19 protein-coding genes and 2 tRNA genes are annotated in these 19,987 nt (G+C 68.4%); 9 read left to right on the plus strand and 12 right to left on the minus strand.

Translation table 11 applies throughout. From position 1 onward, the window contains the following. The first annotated feature begins 14 nt into the window (after window positions 1-14). A complete protein-coding gene (locus ACP96_RS01660) occupies window positions 15-377 on the plus strand; it encodes a hypothetical protein (RefSeq protein WP_050026288.1) in 363 nt (120 codons plus the stop codon). A 43-nt stretch (window positions 378-420) separates the two neighbouring features. Here the strand turns inward: ACP96_RS01660 and cca are convergent, their stop codons facing one another. After that, window positions 421-1,809: a CCA tRNA nucleotidyltransferase gene (gene cca, locus ACP96_RS01665; protein ID WP_050026286.1), complete on the minus strand. Its 1,389-nt coding sequence runs from the start codon at window positions 1,807-1,809 to the stop codon at window positions 421-423. 173 nt (window positions 1,810-1,982) lie between these two features. Here cca and ACP96_RS01670 point away from each other — a divergent pair. Together ACP96_RS01670 and ACP96_RS01675 are read left to right on the plus strand one after the other, a co-directional pair. Then, window positions 1,983-2,055: transfer RNA gene (locus tag ACP96_RS01670), tRNA-Asn, on the plus strand. A gap of 139 nt (window positions 2,056-2,194) precedes the next feature. Then, window positions 2,195-2,269, plus strand: a tRNA-Ile gene (locus tag ACP96_RS01675). Window positions 2,270-2,274: 5 nt separating this feature from the next. Here ACP96_RS01675 and ACP96_RS01680 read toward each other — a convergent pair. Further along, a complete protein-coding gene (locus ACP96_RS01680; protein WP_050031875.1) occupies window positions 2,275-3,138 on the minus strand; it encodes a TIGR01548 family HAD-type hydrolase in 864 nt (287 codons plus the stop codon). Between the two features lie 76 nt (window positions 3,139-3,214). Beyond that, window positions 3,215-3,715, minus strand: a complete 501-nt coding sequence (locus ACP96_RS01685; RefSeq protein ID WP_050031876.1) for a UPF0146 family protein — start codon at window positions 3,713-3,715, stop codon at window positions 3,215-3,217. Between the two features lie 39 nt (window positions 3,716-3,754). On the opposite strand from ACP96_RS01685, the gene ACP96_RS01690 reads away from it, so the two are divergent. The 3 genes from ACP96_RS01690 (at window position 3,755) to ygfZ (ending at window position 5,903) form a co-directional block, all read left to right on the plus strand. Next, the gene (locus ACP96_RS01690) at window positions 3,755-4,276 is read left to right on the plus strand and encodes an archaemetzincin family Zn-dependent metalloprotease (protein ID WP_050031877.1); all 522 of its coding nucleotides are present in this window, start codon (window positions 3,755-3,757) and stop codon (window positions 4,274-4,276) included. Between the two features lie 69 nt (window positions 4,277-4,345). Then, window positions 4,346-4,645, plus strand: coding sequence for a DUF6432 family protein (locus ACP96_RS01695; RefSeq protein WP_050026279.1), 300 nt, complete (start codon window positions 4,346-4,348; stop codon window positions 4,643-4,645). A 91-nt stretch (window positions 4,646-4,736) separates the two neighbouring features. Further along, complete coding sequence (gene ygfZ, locus ACP96_RS01700; RefSeq protein WP_050031878.1) at window positions 4,737-5,903, plus strand: CAF17-like 4Fe-4S cluster assembly/insertion protein YgfZ; 1,167 nt, start codon at window positions 4,737-4,739, stop codon at window positions 5,901-5,903. 348 nt (window positions 5,904-6,251) lie between these two features. Here the strand turns inward: ygfZ and ACP96_RS01705 are convergent, their stop codons facing one another. The 7 genes from ACP96_RS01705 to ACP96_RS01730 form a co-directional block, all read right to left on the minus strand. Beyond that, a complete protein-coding gene (locus ACP96_RS01705) occupies window positions 6,252-7,427 on the minus strand; it encodes an inorganic phosphate transporter (RefSeq protein ID WP_050031879.1) in 1,176 nt (391 codons plus the stop codon). A 1-nt stretch (window position 7,428) separates the two neighbouring features. Continuing rightward, entirely contained in the window at window positions 7,429-7,557 is a 129-nt protein-coding gene (locus ACP96_RS19695) for a DUF7859 family protein (RefSeq protein ID WP_268762310.1), read from the minus strand. Window positions 7,558-7,945: 388 nt separating this feature from the next. Beyond that, a complete protein-coding gene (locus ACP96_RS01710) occupies window positions 7,946-8,464 on the minus strand; it encodes a metallophosphoesterase (protein WP_050031881.1) in 519 nt (172 codons plus the stop codon). A 621-nt stretch (window positions 8,465-9,085) separates the two neighbouring features. After that, window positions 9,086-12,022 (minus strand): replication factor C small subunit, encoded by a 2,937-nt coding sequence (locus tag ACP96_RS01715; RefSeq protein ID WP_050031882.1) that lies wholly within the window; start codon window positions 12,020-12,022, stop codon window positions 9,086-9,088. Between the two features lie 120 nt (window positions 12,023-12,142). Next, complete coding sequence (locus ACP96_RS01720; RefSeq protein ID WP_152663380.1) at window positions 12,143-13,090, minus strand: electron transfer flavoprotein subunit alpha/FixB family protein; 948 nt, start codon at window positions 13,088-13,090, stop codon at window positions 12,143-12,145. Continuing rightward, the gene (locus ACP96_RS01725) at window positions 13,087-13,875 is read right to left on the minus strand and encodes an electron transfer flavoprotein subunit beta/FixA family protein (protein WP_050026803.1); all 789 of its coding nucleotides are present in this window, start codon (window positions 13,873-13,875) and stop codon (window positions 13,087-13,089) included. Before ACP96_RS01725 ends, ACP96_RS01720 begins: the two co-directional genes overlap by 4 nt. A gap of 107 nt (window positions 13,876-13,982) precedes the next feature. Then, window positions 13,983-15,272: a helix-turn-helix transcriptional regulator gene (locus tag ACP96_RS01730; protein WP_050031883.1), complete on the minus strand. Its 1,290-nt coding sequence runs from the start codon at window positions 15,270-15,272 to the stop codon at window positions 13,983-13,985. Window positions 15,273-15,426: 154 nt separating this feature from the next. Between ACP96_RS01730 and ACP96_RS01735 the strand changes: the two genes are divergently transcribed. After that, window positions 15,427-16,737, plus strand: a complete 1,311-nt coding sequence (locus tag ACP96_RS01735; protein ID WP_050031884.1) for an Ig-like domain-containing protein — start codon at window positions 15,427-15,429, stop codon at window positions 16,735-16,737. Window positions 16,738-16,812: 75 nt separating this feature from the next. After that, a complete protein-coding gene (locus tag ACP96_RS01740; RefSeq protein ID WP_050025992.1) occupies window positions 16,813-17,313 on the plus strand; it encodes a type IV pilin N-terminal domain-containing protein in 501 nt (166 codons plus the stop codon). A 37-nt stretch (window positions 17,314-17,350) separates the two neighbouring features. Here ACP96_RS01740 and ACP96_RS01745 read toward each other — a convergent pair whose 3' ends face one another. Continuing rightward, entirely contained in the window at window positions 17,351-17,974 is a 624-nt protein-coding gene (locus ACP96_RS01745) for a methyltransferase domain-containing protein (RefSeq protein ID WP_050025963.1), read from the minus strand. Between the two features lie 123 nt (window positions 17,975-18,097). Between ACP96_RS01745 and ACP96_RS01750 the strand changes: the two genes are divergently transcribed. Further along, window positions 18,098-18,904 (plus strand): DUF6663 family protein, encoded by an 807-nt coding sequence (locus tag ACP96_RS01750; protein ID WP_050031885.1) that lies wholly within the window; start codon window positions 18,098-18,100, stop codon window positions 18,902-18,904. Window positions 18,905-18,938: 34 nt separating this feature from the next. On the opposite strand, the gene ACP96_RS01755 is transcribed toward ACP96_RS01750, so the two are convergent. Next, window positions 18,939-19,913 carry a C-terminal binding protein gene (locus ACP96_RS01755; RefSeq protein WP_050031886.1) on the minus strand — a complete coding sequence of 325 codons (975 nt, stop codon included), beginning with the start codon at window positions 19,911-19,913 and terminating at the stop codon, window positions 18,939-18,941. Between the last annotated feature and the right edge of the window lie 74 nt (window positions 19,914-19,987).

The raw sequence follows: 19,987 nt of genomic DNA on the forward strand, positions 1-19,987 counted from the left end.
CCATACTGCTTCACGTGACCGACGACGCCGAGGACCGAGTCCATGTCGAGGATCAGATCGACGCTGACGGATCCACAGTCGACGCCTCCCCCGGCGATGCTCCGCCCGACAACCCCGATAATCTCGATAAACCCAATGACACCGACGTTCCGGTAGACTTCGGGAACCTCTCACTCCCGCAGCGCGCGTTCGTCGCGGCCGTCCAGAACCCGACTCGCGGGGTCGTGATCGTCGGCCTGCTCGCGTTCGCGTTCTCGTTTTACGTCGCCTTCTGGCTGGTCTTCCCGCGGGTCGCGGCGTTTCTGTCGGCCATCGGCGCCGTCTTGTTCGGGATCGTCGCGCTCGTGTACCTCGTCTCGGACCGGCTCTCGCGGTAGGTCGTTCTCTCAGTCTCGGCTTCTTTCGCGTCCCTCTGCCGCTTCACGGGTGCGGCTCGTAGAACTCCCTGAGCGGCACCCCGAATGCTGGCGCGAGCGTCGCCACCGCGTCGCCGACCAGCACGTCGCGCTCGGCGAACTCCCGTTCCACCTGCGCACCGAGCGCCACGTCGCCGGCTGTGTCGCTTTCGAGGTACTCACGGACCGTCGTGAACTCCCGTTCGCGTTCGACGACGTACCGATCGCCGTCGATGAACGGGCCGTAGGTCTCCGGATCGACATCGTCGGCGTACGACTCGTAGAAGCTCGCGGCGTGTTTCCGCACCGCGACCGGCGGCCCCTCGTGGCGCACCACGGACGGCCGCTCTGCGACCTCCAGTTCGGCGTACAGCGCGGCGCGCTTGGCTTCATCTCCGTCGGCCTTCGGACCCTCTCCGTCCGTCATCGCCCGCGCGCGGAGCACGTCGAAACCGCGCTCGTTCAGCCCCCGAATGATCCCGTCGAGCGATCGCCGGAGCTGCGGCCACAGTTGGTCGTCGACCACGTCAGGCGCGTCGAACACGACCGCCACCGGGGTCGTTTTTCGTCGGTCGAGATGGTCGCGAACGTCCGTGGGATCGAGGGGAGTCAGTTCTTCAGACTCGAACAGCCCCTCTCTCGGTGCCGCGAGCAGTTCGCGGGCGTAGTGCTGGAACCGCGCGAGATTCGCCGCCGAGAGGACGGCCGCGACGTTCCGCGTCGGATCGGTCGGATCGACCACGACGAGCGGATCGTCGAAGGTTCGCTCGGCGTGCCCTTCCGGGTCGAACTCCACGGGCGGGTGCCAGCTCCGCGCGGACTCCACGAGGGGGACGAACCCGCCCAGCTCAAGGACGAGCAGCTCGGTCAGGTACCCCGAGAACCCCTCGGTGCGGAGGTCGCTGCCGTACGCGCCGATCCCCTTCAGAAACGCCTTCGCGAGCACCACGTCGTCGGCGAGGTCGTCGTCCAGCCGCGCGGAGAGGTACGCATCGTGGAACGGGGTCCGGTCGACGGCGGAGACGAGGTCCCCGGCGGTCTCCACGTCGTGACAGGGGACCAGATCCACGTCGAATCCCTCGTAGGTGCCCTTCACGTAGGGGTGTTCGGCGTACTCCTCGTGGCCGTCAGGGAGGACGGCGTGGCCGACGGCGAGCCCGTACTCCTCAAGCTGTTCGCGGTCGAGGTCGGCGTCGAACCGCACGAAAAGGTCGATGTCGCGGTCGCCGGAGACCCACGTACCGCGAGCGGTCGACCCCACCTGCACCACGTCGGCGTCGACCGGGAGGTCGGCGATCGCCTCGCGCGTCCGGTCGGCGAGCGTCGCGGCGACCGCTCGCAGGTGCTCGCGCTCCGCGGGCTCGGGGATCACCCTGTCGCGAACGCGCGACAGCACCGCCTCGAGATCGTCCATGGAGTCGGCTTCTCGCGGTCCGGCCGAAAACGTGTCGGTCACCGGGCGAGCGATGTGCTCTGGGAGGCGATCGGGAGACTGCGGCCCGGCGAGATCGGGGCGCGGTAACTGATCGCACCCGAGTCGGGCGGAAACGAAAGCCCTATCAAAACGAATCGAGTACCCTGAATCGAGCCGAAGTAGCTCAGTTGGTAGAGCGCCTCGCTGTTAACGAGGCGGTCCCAGGTTCGAGTCCTGGCTTCGGCGCCTCTCCGTTTCTACACCTCCTAGCGTTAGGTGTCGCTTCTGCGCCGTCGTCGATCGTCCCACCGCGGCGTCACGGTTCCGTCCGGCGATCGCGTGGATTCGGTACGCTAAAGGGTTCGTCTCGTTTACCCCGAATTACGGGCCTTTAGCTTAGTCCGGTTAAAGCGACTCGCTCATAACGAGTTGATCGCCGGTTCGAATCCGGCAAGGCCCATCTTCTCACTCCAACAGCTCGACGAGATCGTTCACGTCCTCGACGACGGCGTCGGCCCCGTTTTCGGCGAACTTCCGACGCCCTTCCTCTCCCGTTAACCCCCCAGTGAGGACGCCGATCCCGTAGTAGACGCGGGTCGCGTCCTCGTCGTCGGCGTTGCGCGCGGTCCGCACGTCGTCGAGGGTGTCGCCGGCGAAGGCGACGCGCTCGGCGTCGAACCGCTCCGCGAGTTCGACGAGCGCCCGCGGATGGGGCTTCCCCTCCTCCCAGTCGTCCATCGTGAACCGGCGGTCGTCGGGTACGTCGAGGCCGACGCGCTCCAAGGCAATCTCCGCCTCGGCGGCGGGTCGCCCCGTCAACACGCCCACGTCGAACCGCTCGGTCAGGGCGGCGATCGTCGCCGGGTCGACCAGCGTCGGCTCGTCGTGGATGTATCCCGGCGCCGACAGCGGGGGCGCGCCGCCCTCCAGCTCGCGGTACAGGTCCTCGCCAAGGTACAGCGCCTGAAACGTCTCGCGGAGGCGGTCGGTGTCCCACTGGTCGCGGACTCGCGCCTGCGCGACGCGCGGGAGGTCGCCGACGACCTCCTTCGCGGCGTCGAGCCCGCCGCCGCCCTCGGCGACCCGGTCGGTGAATGTCTCGACGTTCATCTTGAGCCCCTCGCGGCGGGCGAGCACGTAGAGGGCGGCCGCGTCCGTCAGCTCCCAGTCGTTGTTGAACCCGCCGGCGTCCTTGAACGACTGGACCGCGTCGCGATCGATCGTCTTGTCACACACCCGTTCGACGGACTCGATGATCGCCCGCCGGTAGGAGTCCGCCACGTCGACCAACACCCCGTCGATGTCGAGGACGACTGCGTCGACCTGCATACCCGTACGCCGGCAGGAGCGGGAAAGAACGTTCGGGTTCTCGCCGAATCGGCCGGGTTCGTTCGGTCCCAGTGGCTCACGCGGGACCGGACGACGACTTCCCGCCCTCGTCGTCTCGAGCGACGTACAGCGCGGTCCCCTCCACGGAGCGTCGTCGAACAGGGACGACCGGCTCCTCGAACCCGAGGGTGGTGAACACGCAGACTGCGCCGAGTCGGTCGGCAAGGGAGACTGTCGGCCGCTGGAGTTCGGCCGGGAGGTTACACGCGTACACCGCGTCCGTGGCGACGCGGCCGTCCGCGTCGGCGATCGGTCCGATTCCGCTTTCGTCCGCCCCCTCCGCGAGCGCGAGCACGTCTCCCTGACAGGCCCGAAGTGAGCCCTCGATCGTCTCGTCTCGGGTGTCTCGTGCGACCGCCTGCGCCCGGTCTCCCGGCTCGATGTCGACGGCGACGACGCGGCAGCCCCGCTCCGCGAGCGCTCTCGCGACCGCCGGCCGGTCACCGACGCCGACCTCGACGAGGCGGTCGTACTCCGCGAGTTCGTCCACGATCGCGCGACGGATGGGTGAGACCACGGCGCGGGCTTTATGATTGCGGCGGTCATAAGCGGTTCCATGCTCGTGGACATCGTCCCAGTCGGGGAGGTCACCCCCCGCGTGAAACGCGAGGCCTCCGCCGCGCTCCGCTCCGTATACGACTGCGACGTGACCGTCCACGACGACCAGCCGATCCCGGATACGGCCTACGACGAGGGCCGCGATCAGTACCGGGCCGAAGACCTGATCGAGACCGTCGGCCGCGTCGGCGGCGGCGAGAAGAACATCGGGATCACCCCGCGCGACCTCTACTACCGCCGCCGGAACTACGTGTTCGGGCTCGCGTACCTCAACGGCAGCGGCTCCGTCATCTCGACGCACCGGCTCCGAACCTCCTCCGACGGGGGCGTCTCCACCAAGCCCGCAGTCGACGTGTTCTCGGACCGCGTCCGGAAAGAGGTCGTCCACGAGATCGGCCACACGCTCGGCTTGGAACACTGCGACAACAGCAAATGCGTCATGTCCTTCTCGCCGACCGTCCGCGAAGTCGACGTGAAAGAGGAGAACCTCTGCGGCTCCTGTTCGCGGCTCGTTCGGTAGGGCTCTGTCGGTCGGAACGGCTCGTTTCTCGCCGGTAGACGTAAACCGCATCCTGTCCAACTACCGCGTATGGCCGCAAAGCCGGAGTACCGCGACCGGCCGGACGTCGAGGTCGCGCTGTTGGACGCGCTCGTCGACCGCGGCGACGAGGGGATGACGGTGCTGGAGCTGCGCGCGGCCGTCGACGCCGACATCGACGCCGTCGAAGAGGCGCTGTCGGCGCTGAAGGCCGACTCGCTCATCACCGTCGAGAGCGAGGAGCGGGTGCGCGTGTACCCCCACGACCGCGTCGTCCCCGATCCCGACGAGCAGCTGGAGAACGGCTCAGATAGCCTCGTCGACGCCATCCGCGATCGGCTCGGGCTGTAGCGACCGCGGGTTCGAGCGACCCGCGTGGGAGCGACCGCCCGCGCCTACCGAAGCCAGCGACCTTTTGCCGCTCCCCCGACTCCCTTCGGGTATGACTCTCGTCTCCGACACCCATGGCGCCCACGGCGCGGTGTACCGCGACCGCGGCGGCCGACAAGTGGTCGATCACTACCGGAAACCCGAGCGCGTCGGCAAGGCCGTCCGCAACGTCGTCGGCGCGATCGAGATGGGGTACGGCGTGCTCGCGATCACGGGCGAGGACCGCGTCGAGTTCGTCGACAACGCCGTCTCCAACCGGGTCCCGGACGAGGACGGGCAGGGCGTGTACGCGCTCCTGCTCGATCCGCAGGGCGGCATCGAGACGGACATGTACGTGTACAACGCGAACGAGCGCCTCCTCGTCTTCCTCCCGCCGGAGCGGGCTGAGGCGGTCGCCGAGGACTGGGCGGGCAAGGTGTTCATCCAGGACGTGGCGATCGACGACATCTCCGACGAGCTCGGCGTCTTCGGCGTCCACGGCCCCAAGTCGACCGAGAAGATCGCCTCGGTGCTCGGCGGGCCGGGCGCGCCCGAGAAACCGCTCTCGTTCGTCCGCGGATCGATGGTCGATGCCGGCGTCACCGTGATCGCGAGCGACGCGCCCCTCGGCGAGGAGGGGTACGAGGTCGTCTGCGCGGCCGAGGACTCCGAGGAAGTGCTTGACACCCTACTCAACCGCGGGCTCAACGCGGCCCCGTTCGGCTACCGGACGTGGGACGCGCTCTCCGCCGAGGCCGGCACCCCCCTCTTCGAGTACGAACTCGAGGGAACGGTGCCGAACGTCCTCGGGCTCCGCAACGCCCTGGACTTCGACAAGGGGTGTTACGTCGGGCAGGAGGTCGTCTCCCGCGTCGAGAACCAGGGGCGTCCGAGCAGGCGGCTCGTCGGGCTCGACCTCGACGGCCTCGCCGACGCGACCGCCGAGATCGACGGCGACGCCGACCCGGAGGGGTACGACGAGGTCCTGCCGTCCCCCGGCGCGGCCGTCTTCGCGGGCGACGAGGCGGTCGGCGAGGTGACCCGCGCGGCGGTCGGTCCCGCTTCGGGAGAGCCGATCGCGCTGGCGCTCGTCCGGTTCGACGCCGACCTCGCCGACGCCGACGTGACTGTGCGCGTCGACGGCGAGGAGGTCGCAGCGACGCGCGCCGACCTCCCGTTCCCGTCGGTCAGGGGGAGCGCGCAGTCCGCGCGGCTGCCGACGTACCCGGGCGACGAGTAGTCCCTGCCGTTGCTGTTGCGGTCGGCGCGTGCCGCCGAGCGCCCGCAGGGCGCGAGGAGCACGCGCGAGGGACGCGGCGAACGCGAGCGGCGAAGCCGCGAGTCGTGAGCCGCGAGGCTGGGGAGGCGTGAGGCTGCGGTGCTGTGCGGTCGGGTGGGACTCAAAGGGGCAGCCGCGAGGGCGACGCTTGACGACGCAAGCACCGCAGACCGCGAACACCGTGAGCGGTCGAGGAGCGCAGCGAGTCACGCGAGCCGTCGCGGCTGGGGCTTTGGAGTTGTTTACCACCGATCCGCTTGCAACTGTCAGTTATAAACAAACACCGCCGCCAAATAATCCAGTTACTCGTTACAGCACGAACTGTACGGCGGTGTACACGCCGAACCCGAGCGCCAGCGACCCGACGAGCGACGCGACCCACGCGAACACCGTGTACCCCATCTTCGCCCGGCTCACGCCCGCGTCGCCCGCGGCGTAGCCCGCGCCCACGATCGCGGAGACGATGATCTCGTTGAACGAGACGGGGATCCCGAACGCGACGGCGATCTGCGCGATCGCGAACGACGGGATGAGCGCCGAGATCGACCGCCGCGGTCCCATCGAGGCGTAGTCCTGCGAGATCGCTTTGATCATCCGCGGCGCGCCGGTCCACGACCCGACGAGCAGCCCCGCGCCGCCGCCGACGAGCAGGGCCCACAGCGGGACTCCAACGTCGCTGAAGATCGGGACGAGCGGACCGATCGCGAGCCCGACCTGCGAGCCGCCGGCCGAAAACGCGACGAGCCCGCCCATCGCGAGGAGGAACCGGCGCTGGGCGCCCTCGCGGTCCCGGCCGAGATCGGCGTACACCGCGACCGCGACGACCGCGGCGATCGCGACCGTGACGAGCGCGCTCCCGAGCTCGCCGACACTGAGCCCGGCCCCGAGCGCCTCCGACAGCGACGCTTGCTCGCCCGCCGGACCGAGCAGCGCGAATCCGACGTTCGCCACGATCGCGCCGACGAGACCGGCGAGCGCGGCGGTGAGGGGTCGTTCGGGAAGCGTTTCGCCGATGAGGAGCCGCGCGACGCCGTAGGCGACGCCGCCGCCGACGAACGGGGTGAGCACCCACAGCGTGAGGATCTCGGAGTACTTCGGCCACGCCGGGTCGCCGCCCATCGCGAGCCCGACGCCGACGACCGCGCCGGTGACGGTGAAGGCGGTCGCGATCGGGTAGCCGGCGAACACCCCGATCGCGACGAGCGCGGCCGCGGTGAGCAGCGCGACGATGGCCGCGCCGGCGGTGAGGGTAACGCCGCCGATCAGTTCGGTCCCCACCGCCTCCGTCACGTTCGCGCCCTGCAGGATCGCGCCCAGCAGGCCCAGCACGCCGACGACGAGACCCGCGCGCATCACGGAGATGGCGTTGGCGCCGACCGCCGGAGCGAACGGTGTCGACCCGGAGGAGCCGGCGCCGATCGACCACGCCATGAAGAGACTGGCCGCGGCGGCGACGCCGAGGGTGGCGACGGTTGCGACGACCATGTTACCGCTGCCCGTCGTCGTACCCTTCGCGCAGCCCCGTCAGGGTGCGCCGGACCAGTAGAAACGCGAAGAAGAAGAACCCGAGCAAGACGAGGAGGATCACGACGAACAACGGTTCGACCGGGAGCATACACTCGAATCCGTCGGCACGGTGTTAGGCGTTTCGGCAGCCGGGTCGTCCGCCGGTTCCGGTCGTCGCCTCCGGCCGCCGATGTCGTGGTCGTCCTCGTCTCGTCTGTCGATGACTAAAACGCGCTTTTGTCCATAAGCTACCTATAAGCTATCACCGGCGCAAGATGTCGATGCGACCCCCGCTTCGGCCCTCTCCCCGCGATCGGTCACGACTGGCGAGCCGCGACGGCACACGACACCCGTTCGCTCGGTTCTCTGCCCGCGTCTCTCCCTCTCCCCTCCCCACCCTGCCTTCCGGCGTGACCGACGGAGCGGGGCGTCGCGGTCGCCCGCCGGTCCTGCCCCACCCCTCCCGGTTCGGCGGGCGTCACCCTTCCACCCCTGATTCAGGGATCGATCCGGAACTCCTCGAAGACCTCGCCGTCCGGTGTGACGAGTCGTCCGTTCAGCGCGTCCTCGCCCTCGTCGGCCGGTTCGAGTTCCGCGTGCCCCGGTCGGTTCCCGCGCGGCTGCGCGTGGCTCCCGGGGTTCAGAATCGGAAGCGCGCCCGAGTCGTCGAACCGGGGGCGGTGGCTGTGTCCGCAGATCACGGCGTCGGCGTCGCGCTCTCGGCCGAGCATCACGAGCCCCGTGTCGCCGCTGCGGTGGCGGTGCGTGACGGTGAACCGGACGCCGGCGTACTCGGCGGTCAGCACTTCTGGGAGTCGGTCGCGGATCGCCGCGTCGGCGTTGTTGCCGTAGACGGCTCGGAGGGTTCGGGAAACCGACTGAAAGGCGTCGAGCACCGGCTCGCGGTAGAAGTCGCCTGCGTGAACGACGAGGTCGGCCTCGCGGACCGCCTCCGCGGTCCGGCCCTGCAGCTTCGTCTCCTCGCGCGAGTGGGTGTCCGAGACGACGACGAGCATATCCACAGGTCGGTGCGCGCCCGGCTTAAAAAGCGCGCCACGGGACGGCGATCCAGGTTTATAAATGAACGCGTCGCGGTGGCGTGCGCCTGCGAGTGCCCGAAGGGCGCGAGCAGCCCGCGCGAGGTCGCCGGCGCTGTGCGCCGGCTGCCAGAGGGACCGAAGGTCCCTCGCTGGAGTCGGTCGCCCGAGCGAAGCGACGGGCGACCGACGAGGCTGGGGAGGTGTGAGGCTGCGGTCCCGCGAGCAACGCGAGCGGGAGCACGGAAGTCGCAGCCCGCGCAGCGAAGCGAGCAGGAACGTCTTCCGGCGGTGCGGTTGCGGGCGGGACTCAAAGGGGCAGCCGTGAGGCGGACGCAGGCGACGGAAGCACTGCAAGGAGCGAACGGAGTGAGCGACTGAAGCGCGCAGCGAGCGTGCGACCGCCTCACGGCTGGGGCTTTGGAGGTCTTCACCGTCGATCTGCGATCAGCCATTTATAAGCGGGCGGATGGGGCTTTGGAAGTGTTCTGTTGTCGATCCACAGTCACACCAGTATGACCGAGCGGCTGGGGCCTTGGAGGTGTTCACCGTCGATCAGCCAGCAACAACTCCTTATAAATAACCGACACCCAAGTTCGTCTATTCCTCTAACGAAAGCGACGCGAGCAGCGACTCCAGCTGCACCTGCTCGTTCGCGCCCTCGGCGATCCGGTAGTCGGCCTCGCCGATCCGCTCCATCAGCGCGACCGCCTCGCGCTCGCTCAGGTCGAACTCCCAGACGGAGCGGTGGAGCTGGTCGATCACGTCGCCGCCGGCCATTCCCGTCTCCGTCAGAAGTGTGTCGAGCGTCGCCCGCGCCCGCGAGAAGTCCCCCTCCAGCGCGTTCGTCACCATCGACTCGATCTCCTCGGGTCGCGCGGTCGCCGTGATCGCGTACACCGCCTCCTCGTCGACCACGTCGCCGGTCGTCGCCGCCGCCTGCAGGGAGTTGATCGCGCGGCGCATGTCGCCGTCCGCGGCGTACACGAGGGCGTCGACCCCTGCGTCGGTCACCTCGATCCCCTCAGCGGCCGCGATCTCGCGGGTCTGCGCGGCGACCGCCTCGTCCGAGAGCGGCGAGAAGCGAAAGACGGCGCAGCGCGACTGGATCGGGTCGATGATCTTCGACGAGTAGTTACACGAGAGGATAAAGCGCGTGTTGTCGGAGAACTGCTCCATCGTCCGGCGTAATGCTGACTGAGCGTCATCTGTGAGGCTGTCTGCCTCATCAAGAAACACGATCCGGAAGTCGCCGCCGAACGACGAGCGCGCGAATCCCTTGATCCGGTCGCGCACCACGTCGATTCCGCGCTGGTCGGAGGCGTTGAGTTCGAGGAAGTTCCCGCGCCAGTTGTCGTCGCCGTACACCTGGCGAGCGATGGCGGTGGCGGCGGTGGTGTTGTGCATCACCGTCGGATTCTCTCCGGCGACGTAGTTCCGCGTTCCCGGAACCGTCAGATCGTAGACGCGCTCGTCGGTATCCACACGCTCGACCGTTTCTACCTCGTCGTACAGCAGATCGGCGTTTGCGATCCGAGACGCCTTATCGAGGAGTTCGACGGTCTCCAGCGATAACCGATCCGCGGCGACCTCTCTGAGACGATCTGCGACCGTTTCGAGACGGGTGAGCGACGTCAGCGTCGAATCGTCCGAGCGAAGGAGATTCGTGAGATCTGGCGTCTCTATCCGGAGGCCATCCACGACTTCGGCGTACTCCACGCCGAGTAGATCAATACACTCGCTCAGCTCGGTCTCCACGTGATCGATCCGGACGTCTTCGACCGGCTGATCCAGCTCTCCGAGGATTCGTACCGCCCGATGCGCCCGCGGTGTCCGACGACCGTCGCTATATTCCAGAAGGCGGTCCGAGCGCGCACCGACTACCTCAGATACCTGCTTTCTGGTTTCTATCGGAGCTAGTTCCTCACGGCTCTCGACCCATCTCGTCGGGACGGTCGTCGCTGCTTCGAGTTCCGGTCGGATCGATTCGAGGCGTTCGAGCGCCAGTTGCGTGTCTTCGATCCGTTTCGTTGCGGCGTCGATCACGCCGTCTAGAACTGCACAGTAGCGCTCTCTTCCGGGAGACTCCGGGTTGAGGCTCTTGGGTAGATGCTCGGTGATCGGGATATCGAGCCGCCGACAGAGATCCCGAAGAACGGTCTGTGTCGGGATCGTGTCGTAGTTGGGGTTCGCCTTCTTTCCCGCATGCTCGTCAAGCCGATCGGACTTGTGAGTGATGGTGAATCCGATCGCATCCCTGAACCGTCGAAGATTCTGCGCTCCCGAAATATACAGCGCGTGGTACGTCCGTTCGACATCACACCCGTTGGTCGCAGATTTCTTGAGTTCTTTCCGTCGAGAGGAGATACCGAACGTCGTGAGGAGGTACGAAAGCAGGGTGATGTGATCCGGGTTTCGCTGCGTTAGTTCGATTATTCCGTTAGCGCTGACGTGCGCCTCGGCGTCGAACATCGCACGCAGGAACTCGGCTCGCGCGTCTGTTCCGGCTGTGACAAGATTCGAGCCGATACCCTTCTCGCCGCTCGCGCTCGCGAACGCGTCGAACACCGATTCCAGATAGTGAGTCAGCGTTCGGGAACCGATCGCGACGTAGGGGACGTCTTTCTGTATCCCTCGCCTCGTTTCCACGTCGAACACTGCGTGTGCGGTCGATTCGAACGCGTTGAGGAGCGCGTCGTCGGTGTTGTAGAATTTGATCCGTCCGCCGTCGATACGGGCTTCGCTGATCGCGAGGCCGACGAATCGCGCGAGCTCCGGCGTCACGTCTGTCGGTGGGATAATCGATCGAGACCGACGGCCTTGTCTGACGTATTCGATCGCTTCGACGCCGTTCACCCAACTGTCCACGCCGTCGACTGTCGCGCGAAGCGTTGATAACGGGACCGTCCGATCAAGATCCAGCCCATCTGCGGTCTCGGTATCGAGCGTCACCTCTGTCCGCTCCGGGTTCATTTCGTCGTACCACCGTAGCGTCGGTTCCGTGGTCGAATCAGCCGTTGGCGTCGGCAGTCGATTTGGCCGAGCGATCCGATCGCCGTCCGACAGCTCCTCGGCCGGAACCCACTCGAACCCCTCGTGGGTAATGACTCGGAGCTTATGTTCCGGAGTCACCCGGAACTCGGCGCCGTCACGAGTCGTTACTTCGACGAGTTCCTCCGCACGCTTTCCGAACACATGCGACGGCTCGACGTACTCGAAGTCGTTCCGGTCCGTCATCGTCGCGACCCGAAGCTCATCCTCGGATTCCTCGAAACCGTCCGTATCACCGACCACGTCTTCTATCGGCCTCACTCCGGAGTCGGTCAAGACGGGTGTCTCACCGGTCACACACTTCCCGACGCCGGCCGGTCCGCTGAAGAGAAGGTGGGGGATGTCGTCCTGCTCGATGTAGCTCTGGAGCCGCTCGACGATCGCCTCCTGTCCGTGGATGTCGTCGAGCGACTGCGGCCGGTACTTCTCGATCCAGATCTCCCGGCCGGTCGCGGTCGCAGCCGTCTGCTCGTCGGCCTCGCTCATGCCGGATCGGAGGGTCGGCGGGGTGATAAACGCCCCGAGACAGGGTCGACGACGGTCGTCTCGCGGAGTCCGTCGACGCGTCTCGCGGCCCCGCGAGGACCGCCGACACGCGCCTCGCGCCTACGCGAACTCGTCGATCAGCTCGGGCACCACGTCGAACAGGTCGCCGACGATCCCGTAGTCGGCGATGTCGAAGATGGGCGCGTTCGGGTCCGTGTTGATCGCGATGATCGTGTCCGACCCCTTCATGCCGGCGACGTGCTGGACCGCGCCGGAGATCCCGACCGCGATGTACACGTCCGGCGTGACGACCTTCCCCGACTGCCCGACCTGTCGGTTCTTCGGGAGCCAGCCGTTGTCGACGATCGGCCGCGACGCGGAGAGGGTCGCGCCGAGCGCGTCGGCCAGCTCCTCGACGAGTTCGAGGTTCTCCTCCTCCTCGATCCCGCGACCGACGGAGACCAGCACGTCGGCGTCGGCGATATCGACGTCGCCGCTGCCGACCTCCTCGAAGCCCGTGACGCGGGCGCCGGACTCGGGGTGATCGACCTCGACCGACTCGACGGTGGCGTCGCCGACCCCCTCCGCGGGCGCCCACTCGCCGCCCCGGACGGTGAGGACGAAGCGGTCGCCGGCCACGTCGACGGTCGTTTCCACCTTCGAGCCGTACATCTCGCGGGTGACGGTCAGCCCGTCGTCGTACTCGAAGCCGATCGCGTCGGTCACCAGCGGGAGGTCGTGCGCCTCGGCGACGGCGGGCGCGTAGTCCAGCCCGTTGACCGAGTTCGGGATCACGACGGTGCCGGCGTCGGTCTCCTCCAGCAGCGCTCCGACCGCCGACTGGTAGACGTTGTGGTCGAACTCCTCGCCGTTCCCGACCGCGTGGACCGCGTCCACGCCCTCGCGGTTCAGGTCCTCGGCGAACCGATCGAGATCACCGCCGATCGCCGCGACGTGGAGGTCGCCGTCCCGCGCGTCGGCGAGTTCGCGGCCGGCCGTGATCGCCTCGTACGAAACGTCGCGAAGCTCTCCGCGCCGGTGTTCCGCGACGACGAGCACGCTCATCACGCGCTCACCCCCTTCTCGCGGAGGACTTCGGCGAGGCGCGACGCGCTCTCGCCGGCGTCGCCCTCGATCATCTCGGCGTCCGACTCGCTCTCCGGCTCGTACATCGAGGCGATCGTCAGCGCGCTCTCGACGTCGTCGGCCGACAGCCCGAGGTCGGACAGATCCGTCGCGTCGATCTCCTTGCGCTGGGCCTGCCGGATGCCGCGCAGGCTCGCGTACCGCGGCTCATTGAGCCCGGTCTGGACGGTCAACACGGCGGGGAGGTCGACGTCGGTCAGTTCCTCGACGCCGCCCTCCAACTCGCGGTGGACGTGCGCGACGCCGGCGTCGGCGTCGACTTCGAGGTCGTTGACGACGGCGGCGTGCTCGAAGCCGATACGCTCGGCGAGCGCGACGCCGGTCGCGCCGAACCCGGTGTCCGCGGCCTGCACGCCGCCGAGCACCAGGTCGGGCTCCTCCGCTTCGACGACCGCCTCGAACGTCGTGACCTTCGCGGCCACGTCGGAAAAGCCCGCCTCGAAGGCGTCGTCCCAGACCCGCACGGCGCGGTCGGCGCCCTTCGCGAGCGCCATCCGGATCGTCTCCTCGGCGCGCTCCGGACCGATGGTGACGGCGACGACCTCATCCGCGATCCCCGCTTCGGCGAGCTGTACCGCCGCCTCGATCGCGTAATCGTCCCACTCGTTGAGGTCGTACTCGAGGTCTGACGCCGCGATGTCGGTGCCCTCGATCGCGAAGTCGTCGTCCGGCTCCGCGACCTCCTTGACTGTCACCAGAACTTTCATGATCGATACTCCGTCGTTCGGCCTGTAAGAGCTTTCGGAACGCCGCACCGCGGGCTCGCGGTTTCCGCCGCCCGCGCGGTCTCTCGCCGTCGGGATCGGATCCCGGATCAGCGGTCGTCTCTGGTCTCGTCGTCCCCGTCGTCTTCCTCGCCGTCGTCCGGGATCGAAATCAGATTCTCACGGCCCAGCCGAAGCTTCTCCACGCGCCCCGAATCGGCCATCGCTGAGAGCAGCTGCGACACCTTCGCGTCCGACCACCCCGTCTCCGCGACGATGTCCGCCTGCCGCATCCGACCGCCGCTGTCCTCGAGGAGGCGCTCGACGCGTTCCTCGTCGGACAGCAGCGAGAGGTCCTCTCCGCCGTCTTCTTCTCCTCCCTCGCCGTTGTCCGCCTCCGACCCGCCGCTCGCCGGACCCGGGCTGCCGGCGTCGCCGACTTCGCCGGCTGCGGGGCCGTGCCGCCCGCGATCGGCCGCTTCTCCGTCGTCGCTGTCGACCGCCCCCCCGCCGGCGATCTTGTCCGCCACGGCCCCGGGACTCCCGTCTATCCGCCGGTAGCCGACGATGCTCCCGGCGATGAGCACTGCCGCGACGACGATCGCGGCGGTGAGCAGCGTCCACGGTGGACCGATCGTGCCCGCGGATCCGTAGACGATCACGACGGGATCGCCCTCCTCGAACATCTGCGGTCCCTCGATGATGACGTCACCGTCTGAAAGCCGCGTCACGGCCGTGCTCGGCGTCCCCGTGACGGCGTATCCCTCCGGCGTCGCCACCTCGAGGGTTTGCCCCTCCTCTAGCGAGACCAGCCAGGTTCTGTCGTCCGGTATGGTCAGCGCGTCACCCAACACCAGGTTCTCGCCGTCTTCTTCGAGGAACGCGGTCCAGACGAACGTCAGTCGGAGTTCGCCGACCGCCGTCGCCTCGGCGTCCGCAACGTCGAACGACGACGGATCGTCGTGGACGACAACTTCCCGATCGACGTCTTCGATCTGCATCGTCCGATCGGTGTTCCGACTGGCCTCGCGGGCGAATCCCTCAAACATCGCGGCGTCGGGCCCGATATCGCCGTCGAGGAACCTGTCGCCGGCCGCGTTGAACGCCGTGCGGTCGCTCTCGTCGGCGAGCGCGTACCTGACCGACACGGTCCACTGGGCGTTGCTGTCCGGCGTCGGCTCGATCCGGATCCGCGTTGCCGTGGCCGGGTCGAACTGCTCTTCGATCTGTCCGACAGTCGACGAATCGACGGATGACAGGTCGACGGTCGCCGAATCGGCGTCAAGGGAGGGCGAAGACGAGGGGGAGGGCGCGCCTCCCGTCACGGGCGCGACGCTGCTCGCGGCGAGCGCGACGATCACCAGCCCGACGAGGAGGGCGCGATACGGGGCGTTCCGCATACAGATCAGCGCACTCAGGCGCCGGGCAAAACGCTTTCCATCGTTCGTTTTGCCCCGCGACGGACTCGTGACCACCGGGCCGACCGCGGACCGTGACGGGTCTCGTCGGCTCGTTGAGGTGGATTTTTTATATCCCGGCGCGAACCGAACTGGTATGAGAGCCCTCCCGATCTCCCTCGCGGTGCTGCTTCTGCTCGCGCCGATCGCCGGTGCGATGTCGCCGGCAGCCGTCGCGGGGGAAGTCGCCGACCCCGCGACTGCGACGGGTTCGATCGCCGAGGAGACCGGCTCGGTCGCCGGCGGTCTCGACTCGACCACCGACGGTGATCTCGACCGCCCGCAGGTCGACTCGGAGAATCTCACCTTCCGGACGCTGTCAACGCCGAGCGGCGTCGACACGCGCTTCGGATCCGGGATCCGCGGCGCGAATCTCGGCTCGTCGGTCGAGTTCGCGGTCGACGAGACCGACGCCGCCATGGAGACCGCGACGGTCGTCCAGCGGATCGAGGCCGCCGAGACGAGCGCGGAACGCCAGCGCCGGATCCTCGCCGCGATCAATCGCGTCGAGCGCGACGAGGTGACGCTCAACAGCCGACAGGCCGAAGTGTTCAGCGCCCACGCCGACGGGAACCTCTCCGACCGGGAGCTCCTCGACGAGCTCGTTCGCATCGCCGCGACCGCCCGCGAGTACGACGCACGGCTCGAAGAGCTCGACGCGCTGGCCGAGGAGACCGACGGCTTCAGCTCCCCGGCCCGGCTCGACGAGCTCCAGGTCGCGCTACAGGTGTACGAGGGTCCCGTCCGCGACTACGTGCTCTCGGCCGCGCGCGGCGAGGTGTCGGCCACCGAGGTGTACGTCGAGTCGAGCGAACAGTCGATCGTGTTAGCGACGATCGTCGACGGCCAGTACGTCCGCGAGGTCTCCCGTCTTGACCGCTGGGACCGCGGGGGCGCCCCGATCGGCAACGACGAGGCGATCAACGCCACTTCCGAAGCCTACCCCGAGACGGCGTCGCTCCGCGAGCCCGACGCGTTCGGCGCCGGGTCGGTCCAGCGGATCACTATCCCCCACGAGTTCGGGCTCCTGCGCACCTTCGTCAGCGGCGGGACGAGACAGGTGTTCGTGGAACACCAGCGCATCGATCTCGACGCGTTCCCCGACACTGACCCCGTCACTGGGAATGGCGACGGCTTCACCGTCACCGTCGACCGCAGCTACGCCGGCGGCCCGGTGACGGTGACCGTCCGCGACGAGGAGACCGGATCGCCCGTTCCCGACGTCACCGTCACGAAGAGCGTCGGAGACGACGATAGTCAAGCGATCGGCACCACCGACGCGGACGGCGTGGTCCGGACGCTCTCGCCCGCGGAGTCCTACCGCGTGACCGTCGTCGACGAGCCCCGTGCGATCTTCATCGACGACCTCGAACCCATCTCGACGCCGCGCCCGGTCGACGACGAGTAGGCGCTCGTCGCTCGCCCGGACGTTTTTCCCGGATCCCGCGGCAGGTCCCCCGTGCCGACCGACACCGACTCGTCGATCGAGACGACGTCACCGACAGAACCGAGACCGACCACCGGTGGATCCGACCGCGCGCTCGCGCCGGTCGCGGGCGTGTTGTTGCTCGCCATCACCGTCGTGCTCGCGGGCGGCGTCGTGACCGCGGCCCTCGGCGCGCCGCCCGAGCCGGCGCCGACGACCGCCCTGTCGCTGTCGGCGACCGACGACCGGATCACGGTCACGCACCGCGGCGGCGACGTGCTTAACGCGACCGAGTTGGGGGTCCACGTACGCGTCGACGGCGAGCCGCTCGCCCGGCAGCCGCCGGTCCCGTTCTTCTCCGCAGCGGGGTTCCGTCCCGGACCGACGGGCGCGTTCAACGCCGCGACCGACGGCGACTGGCGCGTCGGCGGGTCGGCGTCGTTCCGGGTCGCGGGGACCAACGACCCGACCCTCGAACCCGGCCGAACGGTCACAGTCGATATCTCGGTCGACGGACGCCCGGTCGCGACGCTGGAGACGGTCGTCGAGTCGGGGTAGGAAGAAGAGGAGAGAGAACCGTCTGAACGCCGCGTCGCTACTCTTCCGGGATCCGAGCGACCGTCGTGATCGCGCGGGGACTCCGCGGCGTCGACTGTTGGATGTGATGTTCGTACGTCTCGTAGCCGGCCGCCTCGAACATCCGGTCGGCCTCGTCCTCGTCGTAGAAGAGCATGATCGCGTCGGCGACCCGCTGGAGGACGGGGTTATGCGGGTAGTCGGGCCCGACGACGAGCACCTGTCCCCCCGGCTTCGCGACGCGGCGGAGTTCTCGGAGCCCCTCGATCGGGTTGGGCCAGTACTCGATCGACCCCGAGGACCAGACGATGTCGAACGTGTCGTCGCGGAACGGGAGCCGCTCGGCGTCGCCGCGGTAGAAGTTCACGCGGTCGCGTTTCCCGAACTTCTCGAACGCCTTCTCCATCTGGTGGACGCTCTGGTCGAGCCCGTGGATGTCGTCGGCGTGTTCGAGGAGGCCCTCCGTGGCGAACCCGGTGCCGCAGCCCACGTCGAGGACTTTCGGATCGTCGCCGAACTCCAGCCACGAGAGCGCCTCCGCGCGCATCTCCTCGGTCCAGGTAAACCGGTTGACCTGGTCGTACACCTTCGAGAGATACTTGTAGAACAGGCGGGCGTTCGACTTGTTCTCGAGGATCCCCATTTACCGCTCGGTTGGGTCGCCCGCACCATAACGACACGGATCCGATGCGGTCGGTATCCGTCGTGCCCTCGACGCGCCCGCCCGTTCCGACCGGCTTTTCCGCTCGCCGCCCGACCGTCGGGTATGGAACCGACGACGAGCGGCCGCTTCCGCGTCCACGACCGCCGCCCGCGTCCCGACATCGACGGGACCGGCCCGTCCGACCCCCCCGAGGAGTTCGTCCTCGTCGAGTATCCCGAAGAGTCGATCGACCCGACCGCTCCCGACGCCGAGGACCGGTTCGACCCGTTGTACGCCGCCGCGGAGGGGTACGAGGGAGCCCTCGCTGACCGCGTGGCGTCGCTGGATCCCGGGTTCGTCGTCGACGCGACGCTGGCGTGGACGGACGGGTCGGCCCGATTCGCCGATGTCGAAGTGGTCCGCGAGAGCCGCTTCCGCTTCGCTGACGACGTGGAGGGGATGTTCGAGGCCGCCGTCGACGCGTGGGACCAGATCCGGTCCGAGGGCGAGGCGGTCGGCTCGATCACCACCCGCTCGAACGACGGCGAGCCGAACGGCGCGCTGTACCTGTTCGCGGACGCGCCGGGAAGCGACGCGTTCACCGATCTCCGGGCGGGCCGGATCCCCGTCGAACCCCTCGTCGCGCGCGTCAACGAGTCGCGCGAGGACGACGGCCCCCGCGAGGTGTTCGTCCTCCGACCCGCAGCGCACGACTTCGTCGCCGTCTACGTCGTCTTCGACCGCGAGGGCGTGCTGGCGCAGACGGTGCGCGACACCTACGACCTCGGTCCGGGGCTCGCGGCGGGCCTCGACGACGGCGCGCTGGACGCGGCCAAGGCGGGATCGGACGGCGACGGAGATGGTTCTGGCGATGAAGGCGGCCTCAGCGACGGCGACGAGGACGGCTTCGACGCGCTCGACCGGCTGTAGCTGCGGTTCGCTATCTTTGTCGCGCCGTCCCCGTTCACAGCCAGTCGGCCTCCGGGTCGACCTTTCCTTCCGGAGTCTCGCCGTTGAGCACGGCGGCCACGTCGGCGGCAGCGCTCCGGTTTAAGTCGTCTCGCGCCTCCTCGCTGTACCACGCCGCGTGTGGCGTGACTATCGTGTCGTCACGCCCCACGAGCGGGTCGTCCTCGGGCGGCTCCTCGGCGAGCACGTCGAGGCCGGCGCCCTTGATCGCTCCCGACTCCAGCGCGTCGAGTAGTGCGTCGGCGTCGACGACCGGTCCCCTACTCACGTTGACGACCACCGAGTCCTCGTCGAGCCGGCCGAGCGCGTCGGCGTCGACCATTCCTCGGGTCGCGTCCGTCAGCGGCGCGTAGACGCCGACGTGGTCGGCGCGGTCGAACAGCTCGTCGAACGACGCCTTCTCGACGCCGTACTCCGCCATCTCGTCGGCCTCCACGAACGGATCGTAGGCGACGAGGTCGGCGTCGAACCCGGCGAGCTGTTCGGCCGCGCGACGCGCGATCGGGCCGAACGAGACGAACCCGATCGTCGACGCGCTCACCCGGCGGATCGGCCGCCCGGTCTCCCAGCTCCACGCGCCGCCGGCGACGCCGCCGTCGTACTCTTTCAGCGACCGGAGGCAGGCGAGAAGCAGCGAGACCGAGTGGGTCGCCACCTCGTCGGTGCAGTAGTCGGGAACGCGGGTGACGGTGACGCCGCGCTCGGCGGCGGCCTCGACGTCGACGTTGTCCACGCCGACTGCCGACCGGACGACCACCCGGAGGTCCAGCGCGTCGAGCGCCTCGGCGGTGACCGGCGTGTCGATGTCGGTCACCACCGCGTCGGCGCCCGCCGCCGCCTCGATCAGGTTCTCGGTCGATCCGAGTTCGGCGACCGCGATCTCGACGGGCGCGTCGACCGCGTCGTCGAGGACCTCGCGGTACGTCTGCGGGTCGATCATCGGGAACGCCGACAGCACGACTCTGGCCATATCGGTCCCTTCGTCCTTCCCCCACTTGACGGCTTTCTCGCGTTGTCAACTCCTGAGACACGCATTTTCGATCG

Origin of the sequence: Halorubrum halophilum (genome assembly GCF_000739595.1) — an archaeon.
Taxonomy (GTDB): Archaea; Halobacteriota; Halobacteria; order Halobacteriales; family Haloferacaceae; genus Halorubrum; species Halorubrum halophilum.